The following is an 18,892-nucleotide window of genomic DNA, read 5'->3' on the forward strand; positions in this document are numbered from 1 at the left end:
CTTGATTCAATTGAAAATGAAATAAAGAGCTTCCCATTAGGTGACTTTTTTAAATATTGTTATTGGTTTTAACTAATACTAGCGTAAAAGAGCTTGGTGGTGGGTAATGTTGGTGACTACGGAACAAGGAAAGCGACTAAATGAAATATTGGATTTACAAGAGAAGGTTGTTTCCATGTGGTTAGATTATTGGGAGGAATACTCTCACTTTGGTACAGGTCCTTTCTGGGTTATTGTTTTGATGTTAGTTGTTCCACTTGTGATTCTTTATTTTAAGATCGATAGAACAAATGTTTTTCAACTTGGTTTCTATGGTTTTAATATACACACTTGGTTTACTTATTCAGATGCGATCGCAATGAGGACGGGGCACGTATATTATCCGTTCCAGGCGATACCAGTTATGCCAGTTAACTTTGCCTTAGATGCTTCACTTGTTCCTGTCACCTTCATGTTGGTATATCAATGGTGTATCAATAACAATAAGAATGTATTCCTTTATGGTATATTAACGAGTGCTTTTTTCTCATTTTTATTAAAACCTGTAATGGCTGCTTGGGATTTAATCAAACTAGGAAATGGTATGAATTACTTTTATCTCTTTCTCAATTATCTAGTCATCTTAATAATGGCAATTGTAATAACAAAGATATTTATCTACTTAAAACACCATCCAAGGATATATAAAAATAAATAAGTTTTATGTGTGCCTTATATTCTAAAGAAAGAAGAAACAGTATTGCGTATCCAGGATTTGATGTGCAGTAATGTGTATTAGTGTGTAATGATATTTATTCGGAGTTGTCATACAATAATTACCAATTGAGGTGATGTTGGATGGTAACTAAAAGAGTGAACATCACAGTAGATCCGGAAACCCTCGATGAGTTTTATCTGCTTGCAGCTAAGTAAGGGATTAAATTTTCTACATGGATACAAGTCAAAATGGATGAATTCATTGAGGAAGAAAATGATTGAAGAATATCGGCAACAAAAAAGGCGCTCATAGATTGAGTGCTCTTTTCATGTATCCTATTCCTGTCTTTGGTAAAAATAGTTATTAGCATTAAGTTAATAAACAGGGAGGGGAAGGGGAAACTTGAATAAGGAAGATTATTGGAAGAGTATTCGAGAGATTGATGAAGAATTTTTAAAATTAATAGGTTCTTACTGGAGTAGATATTCCGACTTTGGTAATTGGGAATTCTGGGTGACACTCCTTTTGTTAATTGCTCCTTTAATACTCTTATTTTTTACAGTTGATAAAAAGAGGATTCTTGAAGTGTTTTTCTTTGGGTATTCGGTAAATTTTTTATGGAGCTTTGTCGATATGGCACTTTCAAGGTATAATTTTTTAGCTCACAAATATTTTGTAACACCTTTATTTCCATACGCTCTAAGTATTACCACCTCTTTACTTCCAGTCGGTTTTTTGCTTGTGTATCAATATTCAATAAATAACAATAAAAACTTTTATTTAAATGCCATTTTACTAAGTGCGATTTTCGCATTTGGTTTCGCATCTTTAGAAATATATTTAGATTTTTTAGATTTACGGAAAGGTATGAATTTAATACATATCTTCCTATTAGATATAGTTATTTCGTTTATTGCGTATTGGATGACTAAATTTGTTTTAAAGGTAAGTAAAAAAGGTTAAATATTTTAAGCATCTATTTTGGATGCTTTTTTACTTGTACAAAAATTTATGTCGCATAATTATTTATTACTCTCTATAAATGGCTATAAATCCTCATATATCAGTATTTGTGTCAATGCCAAGCAATAGGGAATTTTAATGCAACAACACATTGTGAGAAGGTGTGGATTCAACTAAAGGCAGTTTAATAGGAAAGAATAAACCTTGTTTTGAGGAGGAGAATATTGAACAAACCAAGTTAATTGTTGTAAATGTAATTACTGGACTATTTGTTACGATATCTAGTGTTATTGGATATATATTTAGTGGGATTGGAAAGGGTTCTACCAATGACTTCACAATCCTCATTTGGTTGTTTATTTGGGTAATCGGTTTATTTTACAACTCAAAGTAAAAACTAGAGTAATTGGAATAATTGTTACTCTCATTCCAGTTGTATACTTCCTTTACGTTTATATTTCCACTGTAAAGATGTAGTTAATTTTGTGAATGTACTTAAGCTAAAGAAGAGCTTTATTTTAATAAGCAGAGTTAAGTCAACATTAATTTGTTGGCTTTTTTGTTTCGCAATCGGGAATTGACTACTATAATCGAAGCGCCATTGTGGAGTAACTCTCATTAAAGAACAAGCAAGCATAACCTTGGCAAAGTAAAAGGGAGATTATGCTTGCTTGTTCTTTTTTTGTTTAACAATCTTATTTACTTTTGCTAAAATCCCTTAAACACCGTCTTTTTATTCCAATTCGGAGTTACTAGTAAGTAGTATATATGATAATATATGTATAAATAATAAAATGGAGGGTGTACAATTGTCTCATAAGAATAGTCCTAAAAAATTTGCACTTAATATGAGCGCTGCTCAATTCACTAAATTTTATATCCTTCACCTTCTCCAGACAAAACCAAGCGGTATGATATCAGAACATTTTAAAGAAGAATTTAAGAAGATTGGTGGCCAATGGGTACCAGCTCCTTCTACTCTTCTTGACACCCTACATGATATGACAAATGATGGTTTATTAAGCCGTAGAGACTCCTATAAATCTCTAGAAAAGAGGCGACAGCGTGTATATTACTATACATTAACTGAACAAGGGAAAGAAGAGTTTGATATTCTTAAAAAGAAATATCTTATTTTGTTCCAAGAGCAAAAGGAAATTATCGAACGTATCTTAAAAACAGTTTTTAATTAAAAAGGATTGGATAATATGAATGAGATACTGATGGTTCAAAAAAATATGATTGATGTGGCAAAAGAAATATTCAAATCACATGTATCTATAGTAGAGGCTTGGGAAAACAAGTGGAAAATACTATCTGATAATCCTTATGAAGATGGAATCGTTGATACAGCCTCATTTAGAGCTTACCTGCTAATATTAGAAGAAATTACAAACGAGTCCAACCTACCCATTAGTAATTTAAAATCTTGGATTTATAATTATAGAGATAGGATAGTATCTTTTGTAGAGCCTTTTATAGAAAATGAATGGTCCTATAATCGAACTAGAAAGAATACAAGAGATATTAAGAGTGAAAACCAAGAACTTGTCACTAGTTTAGTAAATACAGAATTTGCTGAATCAGGAAGTGCACTTATTTTTCACAAATTACGAGAAACAATTAGTAAAAATGAATTTAAAGATATCCAGGTATATCCTACCGCTCAGATCTCAGACGAAAGAAAAAAATGAAAGCGGTAGCCCAAGTTCGAAATGAGGCAAATAAAGGATTAAGACTAACATCATCTGAGATTGAACAATGGCAAAACCTAACAGATCATGCTATTTCGGTTATGGATGATTTAACCGCAGATATTTTTGATATTATTTCAATTATGTGGATGAAGAAAGCCTCAATATAAAGATGAGATGATTCACTTTCATTGTGATGATGCTTTAAATCTAAGAAATATACAAGGTCGTAGTGGTGGACAAGGTGAATACCAGACTGGTTACAGAAAAAAAGATCGCGATGATGTAATGAAGAGATTAGCAGCCTTATCTTCAATATGGATACGTATAGAAAAAGATGAATTAAGACTAGTAGATGAAGAGACAAAGAATATAGATAGGCTTGAGCAAGTTCAATTTAATCCTCTATTCCTAGTTGATAGTATTACAGTGGCTTATAGAGGAGACGAACCTGTTGGAATATATGAATGTAGTATTAGACCTGGAGAAATAATGAGTCATTTCCTTTTCGGCGCAAGAAAAGAGAGTGGATTCCTAGCCTTAAAAGCATTACAGTATAATCCAATAAGACAAAAATACCATAAACGACTAGCACGTTATCTTGCATGGCAATGGAGAATAAGGCAAAAAAAGCAGATTACTTTCGCCCTTATAATTTAAGTGGGGACAAGGGAATTCTTAAAGTAATGGGGTTAGAGATTAATGAAAGATATCCCCAACGAACAAAAGAAACTGTTGAGAATGTATTGGACACTTTATTAGAAGATAAGATTATTGACAATTGGGAGTATGTTGGAGATTTTGATGGAATTTCATCGAAAAAATTCTGGTTGGAAGGTTGGCTTAATTCTCAGGTGCGTATTATTCCTACTAAGGATTTATTAAGTCAGTACAAAAAAGAGAACATTGAAGAAAAGCAGACAATTAATACAATCAGTATGTTACAAAGCTTAATAGAAAAAGAAATGAAAATAGTAAGTGAATACGAGAATAGTACTAATGATGATACAAATGCTCTAGCAAGTCTCTTCACAAAGGAGAGAAAAAAGAGGAATCTTTCTATTTCAGCAGCAGCTAGTCAAATAGGCGTCTCTCATAGTACCCTCTCTAGATTTGAGAGAGGACAAATAAAAAAGCCTACAAATGAAAATATAGAGAAAATAAAAAACTGGTTGGGAATAGAAGACTTGGATTAATCCAAGTCTCAGACTGTAGACAAAAGTGGTTTGGAATGTAAAACATTCCAAACCACTTTTGCGTTTTTATAATAAATTAGTTCAACTTTTATGAAAATGAGACTCTTCGAGTCTCTAAATTATACTATTACTGGACCTTTCCAAGTCCAGTTGGCCATTTTCTTTAAGTTCATGGCAGCAAAAGTAAGCATCGCCTGCATTGTCAATTTTTTGAGTCCCCTCAAAGTTGTCCAACGCATCCCATGCTTTTCTTTGGCATCTGCAAATACTCGTTCAATTGTTTCTTTCCGTTTAGCGTATATCGGTTTTACATCTTGATGATGACGGAGATGGTCCGCCTCTTCTAAGTATTCTTGCCAGATATGGCGCGTCACCACTTTCTGGTGATCTTTACTCTCTGTACATTTAGTGTTGTAGAATATTTCAAGATTTCCCCAGTTGGACATAAGTAACAATCGAAGTGTTCATCATAAACATATTCATGTTTTCGGAAGAAACCATCTTTTGTACGTGGTCTTGTGTAAGGTACTGCTGGAATAATATTGTTTTCTATTAAATACTTTGTTATCGCTGGAGTCTTATAAGCAGCATCTGTTGCAACAGCTTTTGGTTTTCCTATTATCTCGCTTACATCTTCAACCAATGGCTCTAACATTTGACTGTCATGAATATTACCTGGTGAAACATCCACACCTAATACAAAACCTTTGCGATCTGCTGCTGCGTGAAACGAATAGGCGAACTGTTTTGTGCGTTCATCTTTAACATAGTAACCATTTTCTGGATCAGTTGTACTTTCTTTGATTTCTTTTGATTCTGCCTTGTCAAATTTATCTGATGGAAAAGGCTTCTTCCCATGATCTTCACGATCTTGATTAATCTCTTCTTGAAGACGCTCTTGGTAAGCTCTTGTTTCTTTCCGTAAGACCTTCTTTTGAAATTTATGCTTATTAGCACTAGCCTTTACATGAGTAGAATCAATGAATATGTGTTCTGCACTGATAAGGTTTTTCTCAGCAGCACCCTTTAAGATGCGATAGAATATTTGTTCAAACATATCTGTATCTTTAAATCTACGTTCGTAATTTTTCCCAAAGGTAGAGAAGTGCGTGCGGTACTTTATCATGGAAACCATAGCCTAAGAACCATCGATAGGCCATGTTTGTCTGAACCTCTTCAATTGTTTTTCGCATTGAGCGAATACCGAAGGTATATTGAATGAAGGTTAGTTTAATCAGAATGACTGGATCAATACTCGGGCGGCCTACTTCAGAATACATATCTTCCACTAAGTCATAAATGAAAGAGAAATCAATCGCAGCCTCTATTTTGCGAACCAAATGGTCCGCTGGTACAAGTTGATCTAAAGCGATCATTTCAATTTTATCTCGTTGAATGGAATTATGTTTCGAAAGCATATTTATCACCTCAAGATTTTCCTAATACAAGTTTAAATCAAAAAAACTGTAGGCAAACTCATTTTTCATGAGTTTGTCTACAGTCTGAGACTTGGATTAATCCAAGTCTTCTTTCTTGATTTGAAGTGGGCTTTATTATAAGAGTGTTGTAATTAATTTCCAGAAATTCACACTCACATATTGTTCAAAAAATCCTTCCTAAATAAAAGTTGATTTTTTGTTCCGCAAACAGGCCAGATCGTATTATGGGGTTAACCAGTTTTTTCTGGTTGACCTATTTTTTTTAGGTACTATTCTTTAGGTAGCCGGGGTAGAACGTTCAGGCCAGTGGGACTTGATCCCGTCCACAAAACTGTTCACCCTCTACTTGTAGAAACATGTGTGAGGCTGGTTGGGACTTGGATCTCGTATAACAAGCGAAGAAATGACTGTAAATGTCAAGCTAACGATGTACAATTTTGATCATTTAAGAATGTATAAAATTAATCATCATCTTCTTTTGCTAAGTGATCTTTAATTCTATAAGAAGGACCAACAATGTTGACGACTGTGGCATGATGTAATACACGATCTAATATTGCATTTGCTAATTTAGAATCCTGGAACACCGCATCCCACTCTTTAAAGCTAATGTTTGTAGTTAAGATTGTACTTTTCTTTTCATATCTCAAATCAATTAGCTGAAAGAATAATTTGGCATCTTCTTTGTCAATTGGAAGGTAACCAATTTCATCAATAATTAGTAATTTATATTTCCCATAGTGCTTTAATCGAGACTCTAAGCGATTTTCTAGCTTTGCCTTTTTCAAGTTTAAGATAAGTTCATTACATTTAATAAAATAGGTACTTGTTCGTTTTTTGGCTGCAGCGATTCCAATCGAAGTCGCTAAGTGAGTTTTGCCAACACCACTAGTCCCCATAAAGATAATATTCTGTTTATCTTCGATAAAACGCAGAGAAAGAAAATCAAGAATTTGTTGTTTATTTATCGTTGGTTGAAAATCAAAGTTAAACTCATTTATCTCTTTACGGTGGGGAAATGCCCCCACCTTAACCATTGAATTTATCATTGTTTTCTCACGAACATCTATTTCATAGTTCGTTAATTTCATCAATGTGTCAACGAGAGATAATTCATTCTTGGTACTAAAATCAATGGTATCGTTAAGATGAGTAATCATCTGTTTTAAGTTTAAATATTCCAAATTACTTACTAATTGTTGATAACTACTATTCAATTTTATACACCTCATCCATTGCCAGTAGATTCTTTTTAGCTAGCTCATCAATATCAGGATAGTCTGGCATTCCCCGTGACAATACGTCTGTATAATGTTCTTCCTTATAATTCAGTACCTTATTACTGATTCGATGTTGAGCGATCAAATCCGTGTTATAATATACATGTATGTGATCGTCATAGACTTGTAAACCAACGGTTTTCCCTTTGTATTCAGCTGGTACTGAATACTGGTTTGATTTGTACGTAATCATGCTCGCAGGGTTAACCTTTACAAGCTTGTGTTTGATCTTATAAGAGTCTCTTATTTCTTTCCTTGGTAGGGGGAGTAAGTGACTCTTTTCTTGTTTTAAAGCAAGTATTGGAATCTTTCTATTTCCTTGATTAAAACTTTGATTATGGCGTTCACAAAGCTTTTGTACAAATTGGTGAAGTCCTTCGTAAGTGAATTTCCCCTGATAAGCATGAATCTCATCTAAGAGCTTCATAATACTCTCTACTTTCCCTTTTGTCCTTGGCCTTCCTGCAATACAAGGTTTGATTTCAAATCCACTATCGCTGGCAAACTGTTCAAATCGTTCATTAACCACTCCTTTTGAATACTCTGTTCTATGTTCATCCATTACTGTTTTCATATTGTCCGTTAAAATGATCTTTGGTACTCCACCAATTGCTTCAAAGCACTCCATCAAAAAGGACATTAATATACTTTGTGATTTGGACATGGTTAAACCATAAGACTTAAACCTTGAATTTCCTAACACCAACACTCCTACATTAACGTGGATAATCTCCCCATCACACGTTATGTATTTTATGTTCTCTTTCCAGTCGAATTGAGCCTGTTCCCCCGGAGGGGTTTCATAACGAACAACAGATTGTGTAGCTTGAGTTCTTTTACCATCGGTAAAATATGCTTGGAATTCAGGTTTGTTTGATATGTATCGTCGGAAAGATGACTGGGAACAGTTCAAACTATGGTTATCCTTTAAGTACTCCCAAAGAACTCTCTTGTAGTAAAAAGTTTGTATTGAATCCTTTGAGAGTAAGTCTGATATAACTTCATATAACTCATCTATTCTAGATTTTCTATTACGGGTTTTACTTGGCCCCTTTCCATTTAAATATCGATCCACAGTCCTCCGATCTACTCCCAATTCTCGCCCTATCTTACTTTTATTTATTTTCATGTTTAAGCTCTCCATAAGAAATTTTAACTTTGGTAAATCTTTTAGACTTTTTACTTCTATCTCTGTCGTTAAATCTAGCTGTACATGCATTCTCTCCACCTCAAACTAAGTATGCATGTACATCACAAAACTGTACATTCTTATGTAATCATCTTTGTTCATTATTAAATTAGCATTTATAGAAATGACACTACAAGAGTGGTTAGAGGTATCGGCAAAGATATCTGAAAGGGAGTGTTAAAGCATGGATCCAGTTATAGGTCTGGACATTGCAAAAGAAGAGAGTCAAGTACAAGCCTTTTTACAAAAGAAGCATCCTTACAAAAGGAGTTTTAAGTTTGATCATCATTTAGATGGATTGAATGTATTTTACAAGTTTTATAAAGAAGTAGAAGCTAAAGCAGGAAAGTCTCCAATCGTTATTTTTGAGTCTACAGGACACTATCATGAACCAGTAGTACAGTTCTTAGAGAGGGAAAAAATCATTTATATCATGGTGAATCCTATCGTTTCTCATGGGGCAAAAAAGTCAACTATGAGAAAGGTAAAGACAGACGCAATTGATGCTTATCATTTGTGCGAGCTTTATTATAAAGAGGATTTGGAGCCTTATCATAGGAAGAGTGTACAGGTATTAAACCTGCGTAATTTGACGAGACAACATGATGCGATTACAAGTTCTTATGTACAGATGAAGCTGCAATTCCAAGCGATTTTAGATCAGGTATTTCCAGAGTATAAAAAAGTATTCGGAGATACGTATTCTAGGGTTTCGTTGAAAACTTTATTATTATATCCTTGTCCAGAAAACGTATTGAAAGAGGATGAAAGGCACCTGGCTGAAATAATAAAGGAACTTTGTCCTACTAGATCTTATGAGTGGGCACTTAAGAAATCCGGAGAATTAAAGGGTGCTGCTTCTAGAGATCCGTTTCAGAAAAATCTCTATGAAAGTAATCTAATTAGCATGAGGATGTATATTCAAATTCTTTTAGAATACCAAGAGCATCTATCAAAGTTAAAGGAAGAGATAGATACTCTGGCAATACAAATGGAAGACTATCATATATTACGCTCAATTCCTGGAATAGGAGATAAGATTGCGGCAACAATCCTCTCTGAAATAGGAGAAATAGAACGTTTTATACATCCCAAAAAGCTTGTAGCCTTCGCAGGAATTGATCCGAGGATACACGAATCTGGGAAATTTAAGGCGACCTATAATCGAATAACCAAAAGAGGTTCTAGTAGACTTAGACAAGCACTATACACTGCCGTAGTATGTGGGTTACGAAACTCTCGAAATAGTAAATTGATAGAGTTTTATCAGAAAAAACGAGACGAAGGAAAGCCACATAAAGTAGTGATGATCGCCTGTTCTAATAAACTCATCCAATGGATATTTTACATTTTAAAACGTAAAGAGGCTTTTAGATAAGAACCAGGATTATACTATAGGTCCATAACCTTCCAATGGTATTGAAAGGTTTATTTGGTATGCCTAAAATTATTATAGCATGGATAATATTCAATATTTAAATTAATTGTTGACCTCCTAGTAGCTGGTATTGTTGAACAATATAGTCTATTTAGAAAATGGATTAATCCATTTTTCTGTCATAAATTAGTTCAAGTGGACATACCTAGTAAGAGGAGGTGTCTTATTTAAAAAAATTACATTTGTTGGTTTAGGAGTTGTTTTAGTCTGTATAATAGTTTTTTCCTTTAGTCTAATTAAAACTTCAGCAGAAAAGGATCTGGTATTTTCTCCTGAAGGTAAAGAAAACGAAAAAACGGATAGTCAAATAGTTGTAAGCGAAATTACAACAATAACAGAGGAAGTTTCAGAGGGGTTAAAAGCATTCGAGGGGATAGGAGATATACAAACGGATTATCAAAAGTCTCTTACTGTACGAACTTCTTTAGACAGTACCAAGTCAGAAACTGAAATTATTGCAAAAGAAATTAAAATTAAAATTGAAAAGATTATAAATTCTAAAGAACTTGACTCAATATCTAAAATTGATTCATATAAAATATATGTAAAAGATAAAGATGGGAATGATATTTCAATCAACTAAACTCATTGAGTAACAACAAAACAAATAATTATTAGTAATCTTTCAATAAGCGATGTTCTTAAATAAGGACAGGCGCTTTTTTAAGTTGAAAACGCAATTTTGAGATATAATTCAATATTGTATAAAAAAATATTTAATTTACTACTCAATTGGGAAAGATATTCCTAAAAAATGAATAGGGTGATGTCGATGTATAAGATTGTTAGTGTTTATTTGTTAATTGTTTTATGCCTAACAATTTCGGTAAATAACACATTTGCAAATTCGAATGATGAACCCCATCCTCTTGAATATATATATCCTGAAATTGGCTATAAGCTAGTGGAGGAAGCAACAAGTGAATTTGAACAGCATTTCAAACAAAATTTGAAATTGCCACTTAGAGTTCCACCTATTGAATTCACTCACTATTTTGGGAGGTTTAACGATTTAGAGGGTGAAAAGAATGACTCGTTTGAAGTAGAGTTTATTAGTGATAGGTCACCTGAAAATCATTATAAAATAAATGTGCGACCTCTTGAGAATAAAATTCCGATTAGAGATAAGTTTATTATGGGTGTTTATGATCTCAAAAATGAAAATCGAGCCACATATATGACTATATCTGGATTTAATGTATTAGTTTTTGATAAGGACAATTGGCAATATATGCTTAGTATTGATAAGAGGCTTCAGACAAAGTTACTGCTGAAAATTTAGTTCAAATAGCTAACTCAATTGATTACCCTACTGGACAAATAGACTAATATGTTAAATTACTATCGGAGCACCTTTCTTGAAACAACAAGGAAAGGTGCTTATTTTTAAATATAGATAAGGTTATTTATTTCAGTTGAGAGCTAGTTAAAAAGCACATATTTGCTATATGACTAATAAAAAAAACATCGTGCTATTGGCACGATGTACAATGATAAGTAAATTAGTTATTCAGCAGCAAATATAAAAGATTCTTTTAAGGGTCTGCCATTATTATCCTCTGTCCAAACGATTTCAACTTCTAATTCAGTTGCTATTTCAGCCATAAGGAAATTAGCACCATGATAAGAGTTTCCGTCGTTCAATTGTTTTGCTAAAGATTTGGCCATTTCATAGTGGTTTTCATTACAATCTTGTCCATCAGGACAACCAAAAAGCGAGTACTTTGTCTTAGAGTTAGGTTCATTTCTAAACATATTAATTTCTACAGAATATACATCCTTACCCCTATGTTACTAACATCTATAGAGTAAGTATGAAATTTTCCTTTTACAGGTTTTGCTAGATCTTTTCCTTTTTCAGCTTTACCTATCTGAACTGACCACTGTTTTGAAGATTGTTTAACTGGTAATTCATCAAAGGTAAGGGCATTTGTCTCTAGGGATGTAGTCACAATCAATAAAAGTAGTAAAGTACATATTGAAATTAAAAATTTTTTAATCACATTTTCTCTCCTTCTATTAGATATAGCATTAATTTCTCCAAAATTATAAATATTAACGAAAAAACATTCTGTAATAATATGTAAGTGTATTGGTTATATGAAGTAGCCTATTCTATGAGGTATTAATGATTTTCGATTAATGACTTTTTTCAGCAAACGAAATGGAACATTTTTTAAAATACTTAGTATGTAGAATATTAAGGTTTAAATTCGGGGTGGTTTTAATGTTTGATATTACATTTTTATTTATTATGGCTTTTGCTGGTGGAATTGTGGCTATCATTGGTATTTTGGCTATATTTGGTCGAAGAATTACAGAACCAAAGAAGGAACTCCAACAAAAAGTTGAAAATCTTGAAGAAGAGGTTCGGAAGCTAAAAAGTGAGAAATAAAACCTGATTTCTTAACTGTCAAACTTTGTACGAAAGATCTTTAAGGTAATTTAACAAGGTATTGAGTTAACAATAAACTATATACCAACTTTTATTTTAATAATAGTAAGAACTTACCCTCTTATGTTGAGTTTAGGGAAATACATGATAATGACTAAAAAATTCGTTAATATTAATTTAATTGAATTAGATTTAAGTGTGTATTATTTGCCTTTAACTGCACCTTCTGCGATTAAATGATGAAGTAAAGAACCAATTTAGTTAAATAAATATAATATGATCGGTATTTTTCAAAAAACTTAGGAGGTTGGAGAATTGGCGATAACTGAAGGTAGCGAAGTTTCTATACGTACGGGTCAAATAGACGATGCAATATCTATTTTAGATATTCAAAGAGATGTTATAACAGAAAATAAATATCTAATTTCAGAAATAGGTGAGTGTAATAAAACATTAGAAAAACAAAGAATTTGGATACAGAAGATTTTAGATAATCACAGGGAAACTTTAATTATAGCTGAAAAAGATGAAAAAGTTATCGGCTTTATAGCTTTCGAATCACCGAATCTCAAAAGATTAGCTCATACTGGCACATTTGAAACGATGATATATAGAGATTATAGGGGGTTAGGTATTGGTAAAATGCTTATTAGTGAACTTTTGGCATGGGCTGAAAATAATCCTTTAATTGAAAAGGTGAGTTTAGGAGTTCTTTCGACTAATAATAGAGCTATATCTTTGTATAAAAGCATGGGGTTTGTAGAAGAAGGACGGAAAACCAAAGAAATTAAGGTGAGTGAAAATGAATATGCAGATGACATACTTATGTATAAATTTGTATAGCTGTTATTAACTATTGTTACAGATGTATTTAAACAAACTTATTCAACAATAAAAGCGCTGTTGCTTAAATCAGATACTTAAACAAAATACTCATTAACTGTGATTTAAAGGTGTTACTACTACTGGTAATACCTTTTTTATTTTTTGTAACCTATAATAAAAAAGTTCGTCTAAGGGATAGTTTATTTAATTGGAGTGGTTATATTGAATGTTAATGAAAAACCATTTGTAGATGAAAATTATCTTAGAGAGATAATGAATAAGTATGGAACACCTTTGTTAAAGCTGGTTTACTCTTACGTTAAGAATTGGACAACTGCGGAAGACATTGTACAGGAAACATTTATAACGTTTGCACAAAAACATTACCAATTTAAAGGTAAATCTTCCTTAAAGACTTGGTTATATCAAATTGCAATTAATAAATCTAAAGATTTTCTTAAAAGTCCAAAGAATAAATTATCACATTTCTCTTTTAATCCTTTCGTATTAACTAGTAAGGGAGAAGAGGATGAGAATAAATTGATTGATGATGATGAATCCCGATTAATCTCAGAATGTCTTTTTAAGTTAACAATAAAATATAGGGAAGTTCTCACCCTCTTTTATTATGAAGAATTAAGCATTAAAGAGATATCAAATGTTCTCTGTATAAGCGAGGGGAATGTAAAAACTAGACTGTCTCGGGGTAGGGAGAAATTTAAACATGTGTACTTAAAGGAGGTAAAAACTGATGGAAGAAAAATTAAACAAGCTAAAAACATCATTGGATAAAGATAGATATAAGAACATTAGCTTCAATGATGAAATGCAAGATGTGACAATTGAAAAGCTTAGGAGTATTAAAAGTGAAAATAAAAGAAGTTATAAACCAATGTTAGCTTCATTAGTTGCTATTACAGTAGCGTTACTGTTATTTTTTAGCTTTGATTTTTCATCTGTTCATAGAAATTCAGCGAATATTGGAAATGAAGCAGAACCTAAAGATTACGAGGATCAATCCGTAAATTATTTAGTTGTTTTAAGTAGAGAAGATAAGCCTAGTATCTTACTTATAAATATTAATAAAGAGGAAAAAGAAGCAAAGTATATATCAGTTCCAAATAAGCTTTATATAAATAATGTTTTATTTGATAATCCAATTACGGAAGATGCCATAGAAAAAGCTTTCTCTGTTAAGATCACAAATACATTTCTTTTAGATGATAATATTTTAGGGGATTTTATTGAAAAAAACAAAGGAATACAAGTTAATAATGATTTTGATTTTGAATATGGCCAGAGTGTTTTTAAAGAAGGAATAATTACATTTCAAAAAGGTCAGGAACTTGTAGATTTTACATCCATGAGAGTACTGGACCCAAGAGGTGACCATGGTAGAGATGCACGGGTAATCTCAGTATTAGAAGAATTATTTAAGCAAGAAGAGTTCTATACAGATATTCTTAAAAAGAAAATGACAGAGTTTGATAAAGTATTGTTATCTATTAAAAATATTAAGTTTGAAGACAATGTTGTATTTGAAGAACAGAACATTGATGGAGTATATAGTGAAAAAATAGATGATAAAAATTTAGAAAAACTTAAAAAGTCATTTGGTTGGAGTGAAAACTAATCTTCAACAATCAAAGCACGAATGTGTAACATTCGTGTCTTTTTTATGTGAAAGGATAAAAATGGAAAAGACATTGTGGAGCGTTACACTTAAACTATCGAGCAGTTTTGTTCAACCTGAATTGAAACTTATATTAAATATAACCGTCAAATTTAAGAAAGGGTGTTTGTGTGAAAAGTAAACATTTATTATCTATTGCTGTTTTATTTGTTTTATTTATTTCCTTTTATCAAGGTAAGACATTAGCAACATCTTGGGCTTATCCATTTGTAGTTTGGGATGGATATATTTATGTGATAAGTGATGAATATGTAACGGAAATTGAAAATGAAATAGGACATGTCACTAGGCATTCGGATATGGAACAGTATTCCGGTAACTTCTCTAATGCCTATAAGCGAGGCACTAAATACTATTCAATTAAAGAGATAAGTACAGACCAAGCAATAGCAGTTGAAGTATCGGATGGTCAATATATAAAGGCATATAGAGAAGCAGAATATGAAATGAGAAGTCCTTTTGGTGGTTTCCTTGATGGACAACAAGGGATTATTAAAATTATTATATTTTCTGTATTGAGTATTTTAGCTATTTTTCTCATTTATAAAGTGATAAAGAATAACCGTGGAAGAGGTTAAAAACCTTATCGAACTAGTGTAGTGTTAGTTCAATATCCATCTTCACTCTTCAGCAATATAAGCGCGGGTATTGAAAACGAATAATTTTATGATACTAAAAGTAATTAGAGGTGGAGAAGTAATGAAAAATAAAATTCACATAATAAAATTTCAGGGTCAGGAACTTCGACGTTAGGTTCTTCATTATCAAATGTTTTACCTCATAGACATCTTGATACCGATGATTATTTCTGGACAACTAAATTCACTAAACAAAGAAAAGTAGCTGAAAGAAGAAAGATGCTTAAAAATGATTTATCACAAAATGAAGACTGGATTCTTTCTGGTGCAGTGTGTGGTTGGGGTGATAACTTTAAAAGTTATTTTGATTGTGTTATATTCCTATGGATTCCCCAAGATATAAGGCTTGAAAGGCTAAAACAGAGGGAATTTCAACGTTATGGAAATGAAATATTAGCTGGTGGTAGCAAATATGAACAATCGAAAACATTTTTAGAGGGCTTCTTTATATGATAGTGCAGGAATGGAAGTTAGAAGTAAAGCTTTACACGAGGCTTGGATGGCGGATTTATCATGTCCAGTATTAAAAATTGAGGGAGATTATTCTGTAAGTGATAGAGTCGATATTGTCTTAGATTACTTAAATTGTAATTGAACTAAATGGGGAGTCAGTTGATCTAAAGTTTTATGATCTTCCACAATAAAAGCGCGTTTGTTGAAGATGATTCACTAGAAAATGATCAAAGTTTTTTTAAGAAGTGTAAACCGATAAAAACTATAAGAGTATGTTTTGATCAACCTTTTTTCAAAACATACTCTTTTTATTTGTTTTATATCAAGATTTTTTGATTAAAAATTTTATAAAAGCAACACCTTGTGAAATATAGAGCCTGTTTGATCAATGCGTGTTTTCGATCAAACTTTTTTATAACCTAACAGATGCACAATTGTGAATCAATGACGCTTCCTTGCTCCAATGTGCATGCACAGAATGAAATTGTGCATGCACAAGGTGAAATTAGCGACGTTACCCTGCTCCAATGTGCACAGAAAAAATTTACTGACGTTTGCTTGCTCCAATATGCACAAATGTGAAATACTGACGTTACCTTGCTCGTATCTATAATTATATGTTGGAATAGCCTTGATTTATCAACCTTTTAGGTACTTCTTTTGTGCACAATAGGATTATAAAATGTCGTTAATATGAACAAGAGTTAACAATATATCATTTAAGTACTATCAAGAAGTCTTTATGCACCTGCACAATTGTGAATTAATGACGTTTCCTTGCGCATAAATACTACTAATAAAATTAATATATATGACGTTAACATGCACAATTTATAGTCTCAAATTCTCTAAAACCCTTGATATACCAACAATATCTCAGTTATTTCTGTGCACATACTGATGAAGCTATGACGTTAACATGCTCGAATGTGCACGAATTAATGACGTTTGAGTGAACATAAATTTTTTCGACTTTTTTTCAAACCCTTGTTACGTATAGTTTCAAGGGTTGTGCATCTTTGTGCACAAGTCCTTAATTAAAAAGGGATTTTTGTGCACAACCGATTTGCTATAATACTGCATATTAGTAAATATTTCTACAAATGGTTACTAAATTCTAATGACAGACTAATTTAATTAGCCGATAGAATATATATGATAGACATTTACTATAAGAAAAGATAGATTTAAACAGCTCTATCATCAAGTCACTACATAAAGGAGGTACGAACATGTCTATGGGAAAGATTAAAATTGATGGATTTAGAATGCACCAACATATTCTAGATGAATTCAGATATATTAAAGATCAATCCTTTGATAAGCCTACTGCCTCTGCATATGTAGTCTATTTAACTATGCTAAAACAAATGCACATTGAAAACAATCCAAGAGGGATTTTGAAAGAATACAACTTATCATACTGGCCTAAAAAATTAGACATTTCTTATACCTCATTGTATGGTGGGAAAAAGTTTCTAGAGAAGTACCATTTTGTTAAAGAAGAGATCCAAAACGATTTACCAGTTTTGGTTCTGAAAGATGTTGAAAAATTAAATACTCCCGAAAGAGAAGGCGTAAAATTAAACTACCTTCTTGTTCCGCATGCTCTTTTTGACACAAACATTTTGGCGGAGTTTGTACGTACTTCTAATCCAGAAGGTATTGAACTGCTTTTATCTCTTTTTAACCAGTTTAGAACCAGTATGTCTAACAGAGGGATGATCTCACTAGATAAACTAAAGCAATCTCGAAAAATGTCCACCTTAAAAAAGAAGCTTAATAAAAAGGCCAAAGATGTACGAAAAGTACTTGAGATTCTTGAAGCTCTTTTTGATATTGAATTTGAAGGTCTTTCTTATCGTAAAGAGCAGGTTTGGATTAAAAAGATCAACTTCTCTTTAAAACCTGAATGTGTAATTGAAGATACTGATGAGTTTGAAGTAAATCGTTTATTAGCACAATTTTCACAAGAACTTACATATCGTTTAGATGAACTGCAAATTAAATATAAAGCTCGTGATAAGAAAGATATAATGATCGCTTTTAAACAAGAAGTAGTGTCATTTCTTTACCATTTAATCGACGAGGATGATAATAGTTACAAATACAGAGATAAATGGTTGAGATCCTTCTTCCTAAATACGCTTGATAGCGTGGTTGAACATATACAACGGGAAAAAGAGCGATTAGGTCACTTTAAGATATATACAATTGGTGGTTTCTTTAGAAAAGTGTTTAGAAAGCAGTTCAAAAATGCTATTAAAGATATTCCATACGAATATATCCATGATGCAAAAATACGCGAATTCCAAATAACTGGAAGTAAACCGCTGCTTTCTACTATAATTTAAAATAGGCCGCGCCTAGTGAAATTGAAAAAAACCAATTTCTACTAGGCTTTTTGACGTTACCTAAAAAACTATTACTTATAAGAATAATCATGGTTCAGGATAAATCTATCAACTATATCAATTTTTTATCCTTTTTTTTATGGAAACTACTTACGAATGCTTACCTGTTAATATGTTAATATTGAATACTAACTTGTGTATATGTTGAAATAATGTAAAATTCCCTCTTGATATGTAAACAATTTAAATATAAGTATGTTAACATGTGTTTTTAACGAGGTTAATCTAGTTAATATGTTATAAATACGATATATAACTTCTAGCTAACCCTCGAAAACTCTTTATTTACAAGGGTTTTCTCTACCTTTTTTATATTTGCTTATTATTATTTGTATTTTTTATTATTACTGTTCTTTTTTATTAATATATGTTTCTTTTACTTTTATATGATATTTAACAATGGAAATAGTAATAAAGTAAGTAATAGTATCTAAATTGATTTAAGAATATATCTTTGATAGACTGTATAGGTAAAGTTTCCAAGATGCTCAAATGAGCCTTAAATAGAAGATATGCCCTATGGGTGGTATAGACAAATACAGTCTGCCCCATAGGCTTTTTTGTGTTTTGGAAGCTCT

The 18,892-nt window shown here is 32.1% G+C and carries 20 protein-coding genes and 2 pseudogenes; 17 read left to right on the forward strand and 5 right to left on the reverse strand.

The genetic code is table 11. The features are described from left to right. The first annotated feature begins 106 nt into the window (after positions 1–106). The 8 genes from MVE64_RS26780 (at position 107) to MVE64_RS26815 (ending at position 4,550) form a co-directional block, all read left to right on the forward strand. The gene (locus tag MVE64_RS26780) at positions 107–697 is read left to right on the forward strand and encodes a CBO0543 family protein (protein WP_247347336.1); all 591 of its coding nucleotides are present in this window, start codon (positions 107–109) and stop codon (positions 695–697) included. 402 nt (positions 698–1,099) lie between these two features. Next, complete coding sequence (locus MVE64_RS26785) at positions 1,100–1,660, forward strand: hypothetical protein (RefSeq protein ID WP_247347337.1); 561 nt, start codon at positions 1,100–1,102, stop codon at positions 1,658–1,660. Positions 1,661–1,823: 163 nt separating this feature from the next. Then, a complete protein-coding gene (locus tag MVE64_RS26790) occupies positions 1,824–2,054 on the forward strand; it encodes a hypothetical protein (RefSeq protein WP_247347338.1) in 231 nt (76 codons plus the stop codon). 415 nt (positions 2,055–2,469) lie between these two features. After that, a complete protein-coding gene (locus MVE64_RS26795; protein ID WP_247347339.1) occupies positions 2,470–2,853 on the forward strand; it encodes a PadR family transcriptional regulator in 384 nt (127 codons plus the stop codon). Between the two features lie 15 nt (positions 2,854–2,868). Then, entirely contained in the window at positions 2,869–3,354 is a 486-nt protein-coding gene (locus MVE64_RS26800) for a hypothetical protein (RefSeq protein ID WP_247347340.1), read from the forward strand. Then, complete coding sequence (locus tag MVE64_RS26805) at positions 3,351–3,524, forward strand: hypothetical protein (protein WP_247347341.1); 174 nt, start codon at positions 3,351–3,353, stop codon at positions 3,522–3,524. The genes MVE64_RS26800 and MVE64_RS26805 overlap by 4 nt, the downstream gene beginning before the upstream one ends. A gap of 7 nt (positions 3,525–3,531) precedes the next feature. Beyond that, positions 3,532–4,014, forward strand: a complete 483-nt coding sequence (locus MVE64_RS26810) for a hypothetical protein (protein ID WP_247347342.1) — start codon at positions 3,532–3,534, stop codon at positions 4,012–4,014. Next, a complete protein-coding gene (locus MVE64_RS26815) occupies positions 3,960–4,550 on the forward strand; it encodes a helix-turn-helix domain-containing protein (RefSeq protein WP_247347343.1) in 591 nt (196 codons plus the stop codon). Before MVE64_RS26810 ends, MVE64_RS26815 begins: the two co-directional genes overlap by 55 nt. A gap of 119 nt (positions 4,551–4,669) precedes the next feature. Here MVE64_RS26815 and MVE64_RS26820 read toward each other — a convergent pair. The 3 genes and pseudogenes from MVE64_RS26820 to istA all read right to left on the reverse strand — a co-directional run bounded on the left by MVE64_RS26820 (position 4,670) and on the right by istA (position 8,488). Then, positions 4,670–5,968 (reverse strand): annotated as a pseudogene (locus tag MVE64_RS26820) (IS1182 family transposase). Between the two features lie 482 nt (positions 5,969–6,450). After that, positions 6,451–7,206, reverse strand: a complete 756-nt coding sequence (gene istB / locus MVE64_RS26825) for an IS21-like element helper ATPase IstB (protein WP_212138677.1) — start codon at positions 7,204–7,206, stop codon at positions 6,451–6,453. Beyond that, complete coding sequence (istA, locus tag MVE64_RS26830; RefSeq protein ID WP_247347344.1) at positions 7,199–8,488, reverse strand: IS21 family transposase; 1,290 nt, start codon at positions 8,486–8,488, stop codon at positions 7,199–7,201. The genes istB and istA overlap by 8 nt, the downstream gene beginning before the upstream one ends. Positions 8,489–8,642: 154 nt before the next feature. Here istA and MVE64_RS26835 point away from each other — a divergent pair, with 154 nt between their 5' ends. Further along, positions 8,643–9,836: an IS110 family RNA-guided transposase gene (locus tag MVE64_RS26835; protein WP_247347346.1), complete on the forward strand. Its 1,194-nt coding sequence runs from the start codon at positions 8,643–8,645 to the stop codon at positions 9,834–9,836. Positions 9,837–10,668: 832 nt separating this feature from the next. Beyond that, on the forward strand, positions 10,669–11,178 hold the full coding sequence (locus MVE64_RS26840) for a hypothetical protein (protein WP_247347348.1): 510 nt from the start codon (positions 10,669–10,671) through the stop codon (positions 11,176–11,178). Between the two features lie 224 nt (positions 11,179–11,402). On the opposite strand, the gene MVE64_RS26845 is transcribed toward MVE64_RS26840, so the two are convergent. Beyond that, positions 11,403–11,651: a hypothetical protein gene (locus MVE64_RS26845; RefSeq protein ID WP_247347350.1), complete on the reverse strand. Its 249-nt coding sequence runs from the start codon at positions 11,649–11,651 to the stop codon at positions 11,403–11,405. A gap of 8 nt (positions 11,652–11,659) precedes the next feature. Further along, on the reverse strand, positions 11,660–11,899 hold the full coding sequence (locus MVE64_RS26850) for a hypothetical protein (RefSeq protein WP_247347351.1): 240 nt from the start codon (positions 11,897–11,899) through the stop codon (positions 11,660–11,662). A gap of 224 nt (positions 11,900–12,123) precedes the next feature. Between MVE64_RS26850 and MVE64_RS26855 the strand changes: the two genes are divergently transcribed. The 7 genes and pseudogenes from MVE64_RS26855 (at position 12,124) to MVE64_RS26885 (ending at position 18,254) form a co-directional block, all read left to right on the forward strand. Then, positions 12,124–12,291 carry a coiled-coil domain-containing protein gene (locus MVE64_RS26855; protein WP_247347361.1) on the forward strand — a complete coding sequence of 56 codons (168 nt, stop codon included), beginning with the start codon at positions 12,124–12,126 and terminating at the stop codon, positions 12,289–12,291. A gap of 321 nt (positions 12,292–12,612) precedes the next feature. Next, on the forward strand, positions 12,613–13,134 hold the full coding sequence (locus MVE64_RS26860; protein ID WP_379053436.1) for a GNAT family N-acetyltransferase: 522 nt from the start codon (positions 12,613–12,615) through the stop codon (positions 13,132–13,134). A gap of 204 nt (positions 13,135–13,338) precedes the next feature. Next, the gene (locus tag MVE64_RS26865; RefSeq protein ID WP_247347365.1) at positions 13,339–13,908 is read left to right on the forward strand and encodes a sigma-70 family RNA polymerase sigma factor; all 570 of its coding nucleotides are present in this window, start codon (positions 13,339–13,341) and stop codon (positions 13,906–13,908) included. Continuing rightward, on the forward strand, positions 13,868–14,749 hold the full coding sequence (locus MVE64_RS26870) for an LCP family glycopolymer transferase (RefSeq protein ID WP_247347367.1): 882 nt from the start codon (positions 13,868–13,870) through the stop codon (positions 14,747–14,749). The genes MVE64_RS26865 and MVE64_RS26870 overlap by 41 nt, the downstream gene beginning before the upstream one ends. 170 nt (positions 14,750–14,919) lie before the next feature. Then, positions 14,920–15,387: a hypothetical protein gene (locus MVE64_RS26875; RefSeq protein ID WP_247347369.1), complete on the forward strand. Its 468-nt coding sequence runs from the start codon at positions 14,920–14,922 to the stop codon at positions 15,385–15,387. A gap of 121 nt (positions 15,388–15,508) precedes the next feature. Then, positions 15,509–16,042, forward strand: a pseudogene (locus tag MVE64_RS26880) (ATP-binding protein). 1,096 nt (positions 16,043–17,138) lie between these two features. Then, the gene (locus MVE64_RS26885; protein WP_247347371.1) at positions 17,139–18,254 is read left to right on the forward strand and encodes a hypothetical protein; all 1,116 of its coding nucleotides are present in this window, start codon (positions 17,139–17,141) and stop codon (positions 18,252–18,254) included. Positions 18,255–18,892 lie beyond the last annotated feature (638 nt).

The organism is Metabacillus endolithicus, from assembly GCF_023078335.1.
Lineage (GTDB): Bacteria > Bacillota > Bacilli > Bacillales > Bacillaceae > Metabacillus > Metabacillus endolithicus.

Coding starts and splice junctions, on each gene's coding strand:
- MVE64_RS26885 (WP_247347371.1), top strand. CDS start 17,139: ATGGGAAAGATTAAAATTGATGGATTTAGAATGCACCAACATATTCTA.
- MVE64_RS26870 (WP_247347367.1), top strand. CDS start 13,868: ATGGAAGAAAAATTAAACAAGCTAAAAACATCATTGGATAAAGATAGA.
- MVE64_RS26835 (WP_247347346.1), top strand. CDS start 8,643: ATGGATCCAGTTATAGGTCTGGACATTGCAAAAGAAGAGAGTCAAGTA.
- MVE64_RS26855 (WP_247347361.1), top strand. CDS start 12,124: ATGTTTGATATTACATTTTTATTTATTATGGCTTTTGCTGGTGGAATT.
- MVE64_RS26800 (WP_247347340.1), top strand. CDS start 2,869: ATGAATGAGATACTGATGGTTCAAAAAAATATGATTGATGTGGCAAAA.
- MVE64_RS26815 (WP_247347343.1), top strand. CDS start 3,960: ATGGCAATGGAGAATAAGGCAAAAAAAGCAGATTACTTTCGCCCTTAT.
- MVE64_RS26810 (WP_247347342.1), top strand. CDS start 3,532: ATGATTCACTTTCATTGTGATGATGCTTTAAATCTAAGAAATATACAA.
- MVE64_RS26840 (WP_247347348.1), top strand. CDS start 10,669: ATGTATAAGATTGTTAGTGTTTATTTGTTAATTGTTTTATGCCTAACA.
- MVE64_RS26780 (WP_247347336.1), top strand. CDS start 107: ATGTTGGTGACTACGGAACAAGGAAAGCGACTAAATGAAATATTGGAT.
- MVE64_RS26805 (WP_247347341.1), top strand. CDS start 3,351: ATGAAAGCGGTAGCCCAAGTTCGAAATGAGGCAAATAAAGGATTAAGA.
- MVE64_RS26845 (WP_247347350.1), bottom strand. CDS start 11,651: ATGTTTAGAAATGAACCTAACTCTAAGACAAAGTACTCGCTTTTTGGT.
- istA (WP_247347344.1), bottom strand. CDS start 8,488: ATGCATGTACAGCTAGATTTAACGACAGAGATAGAAGTAAAAAGTCTA.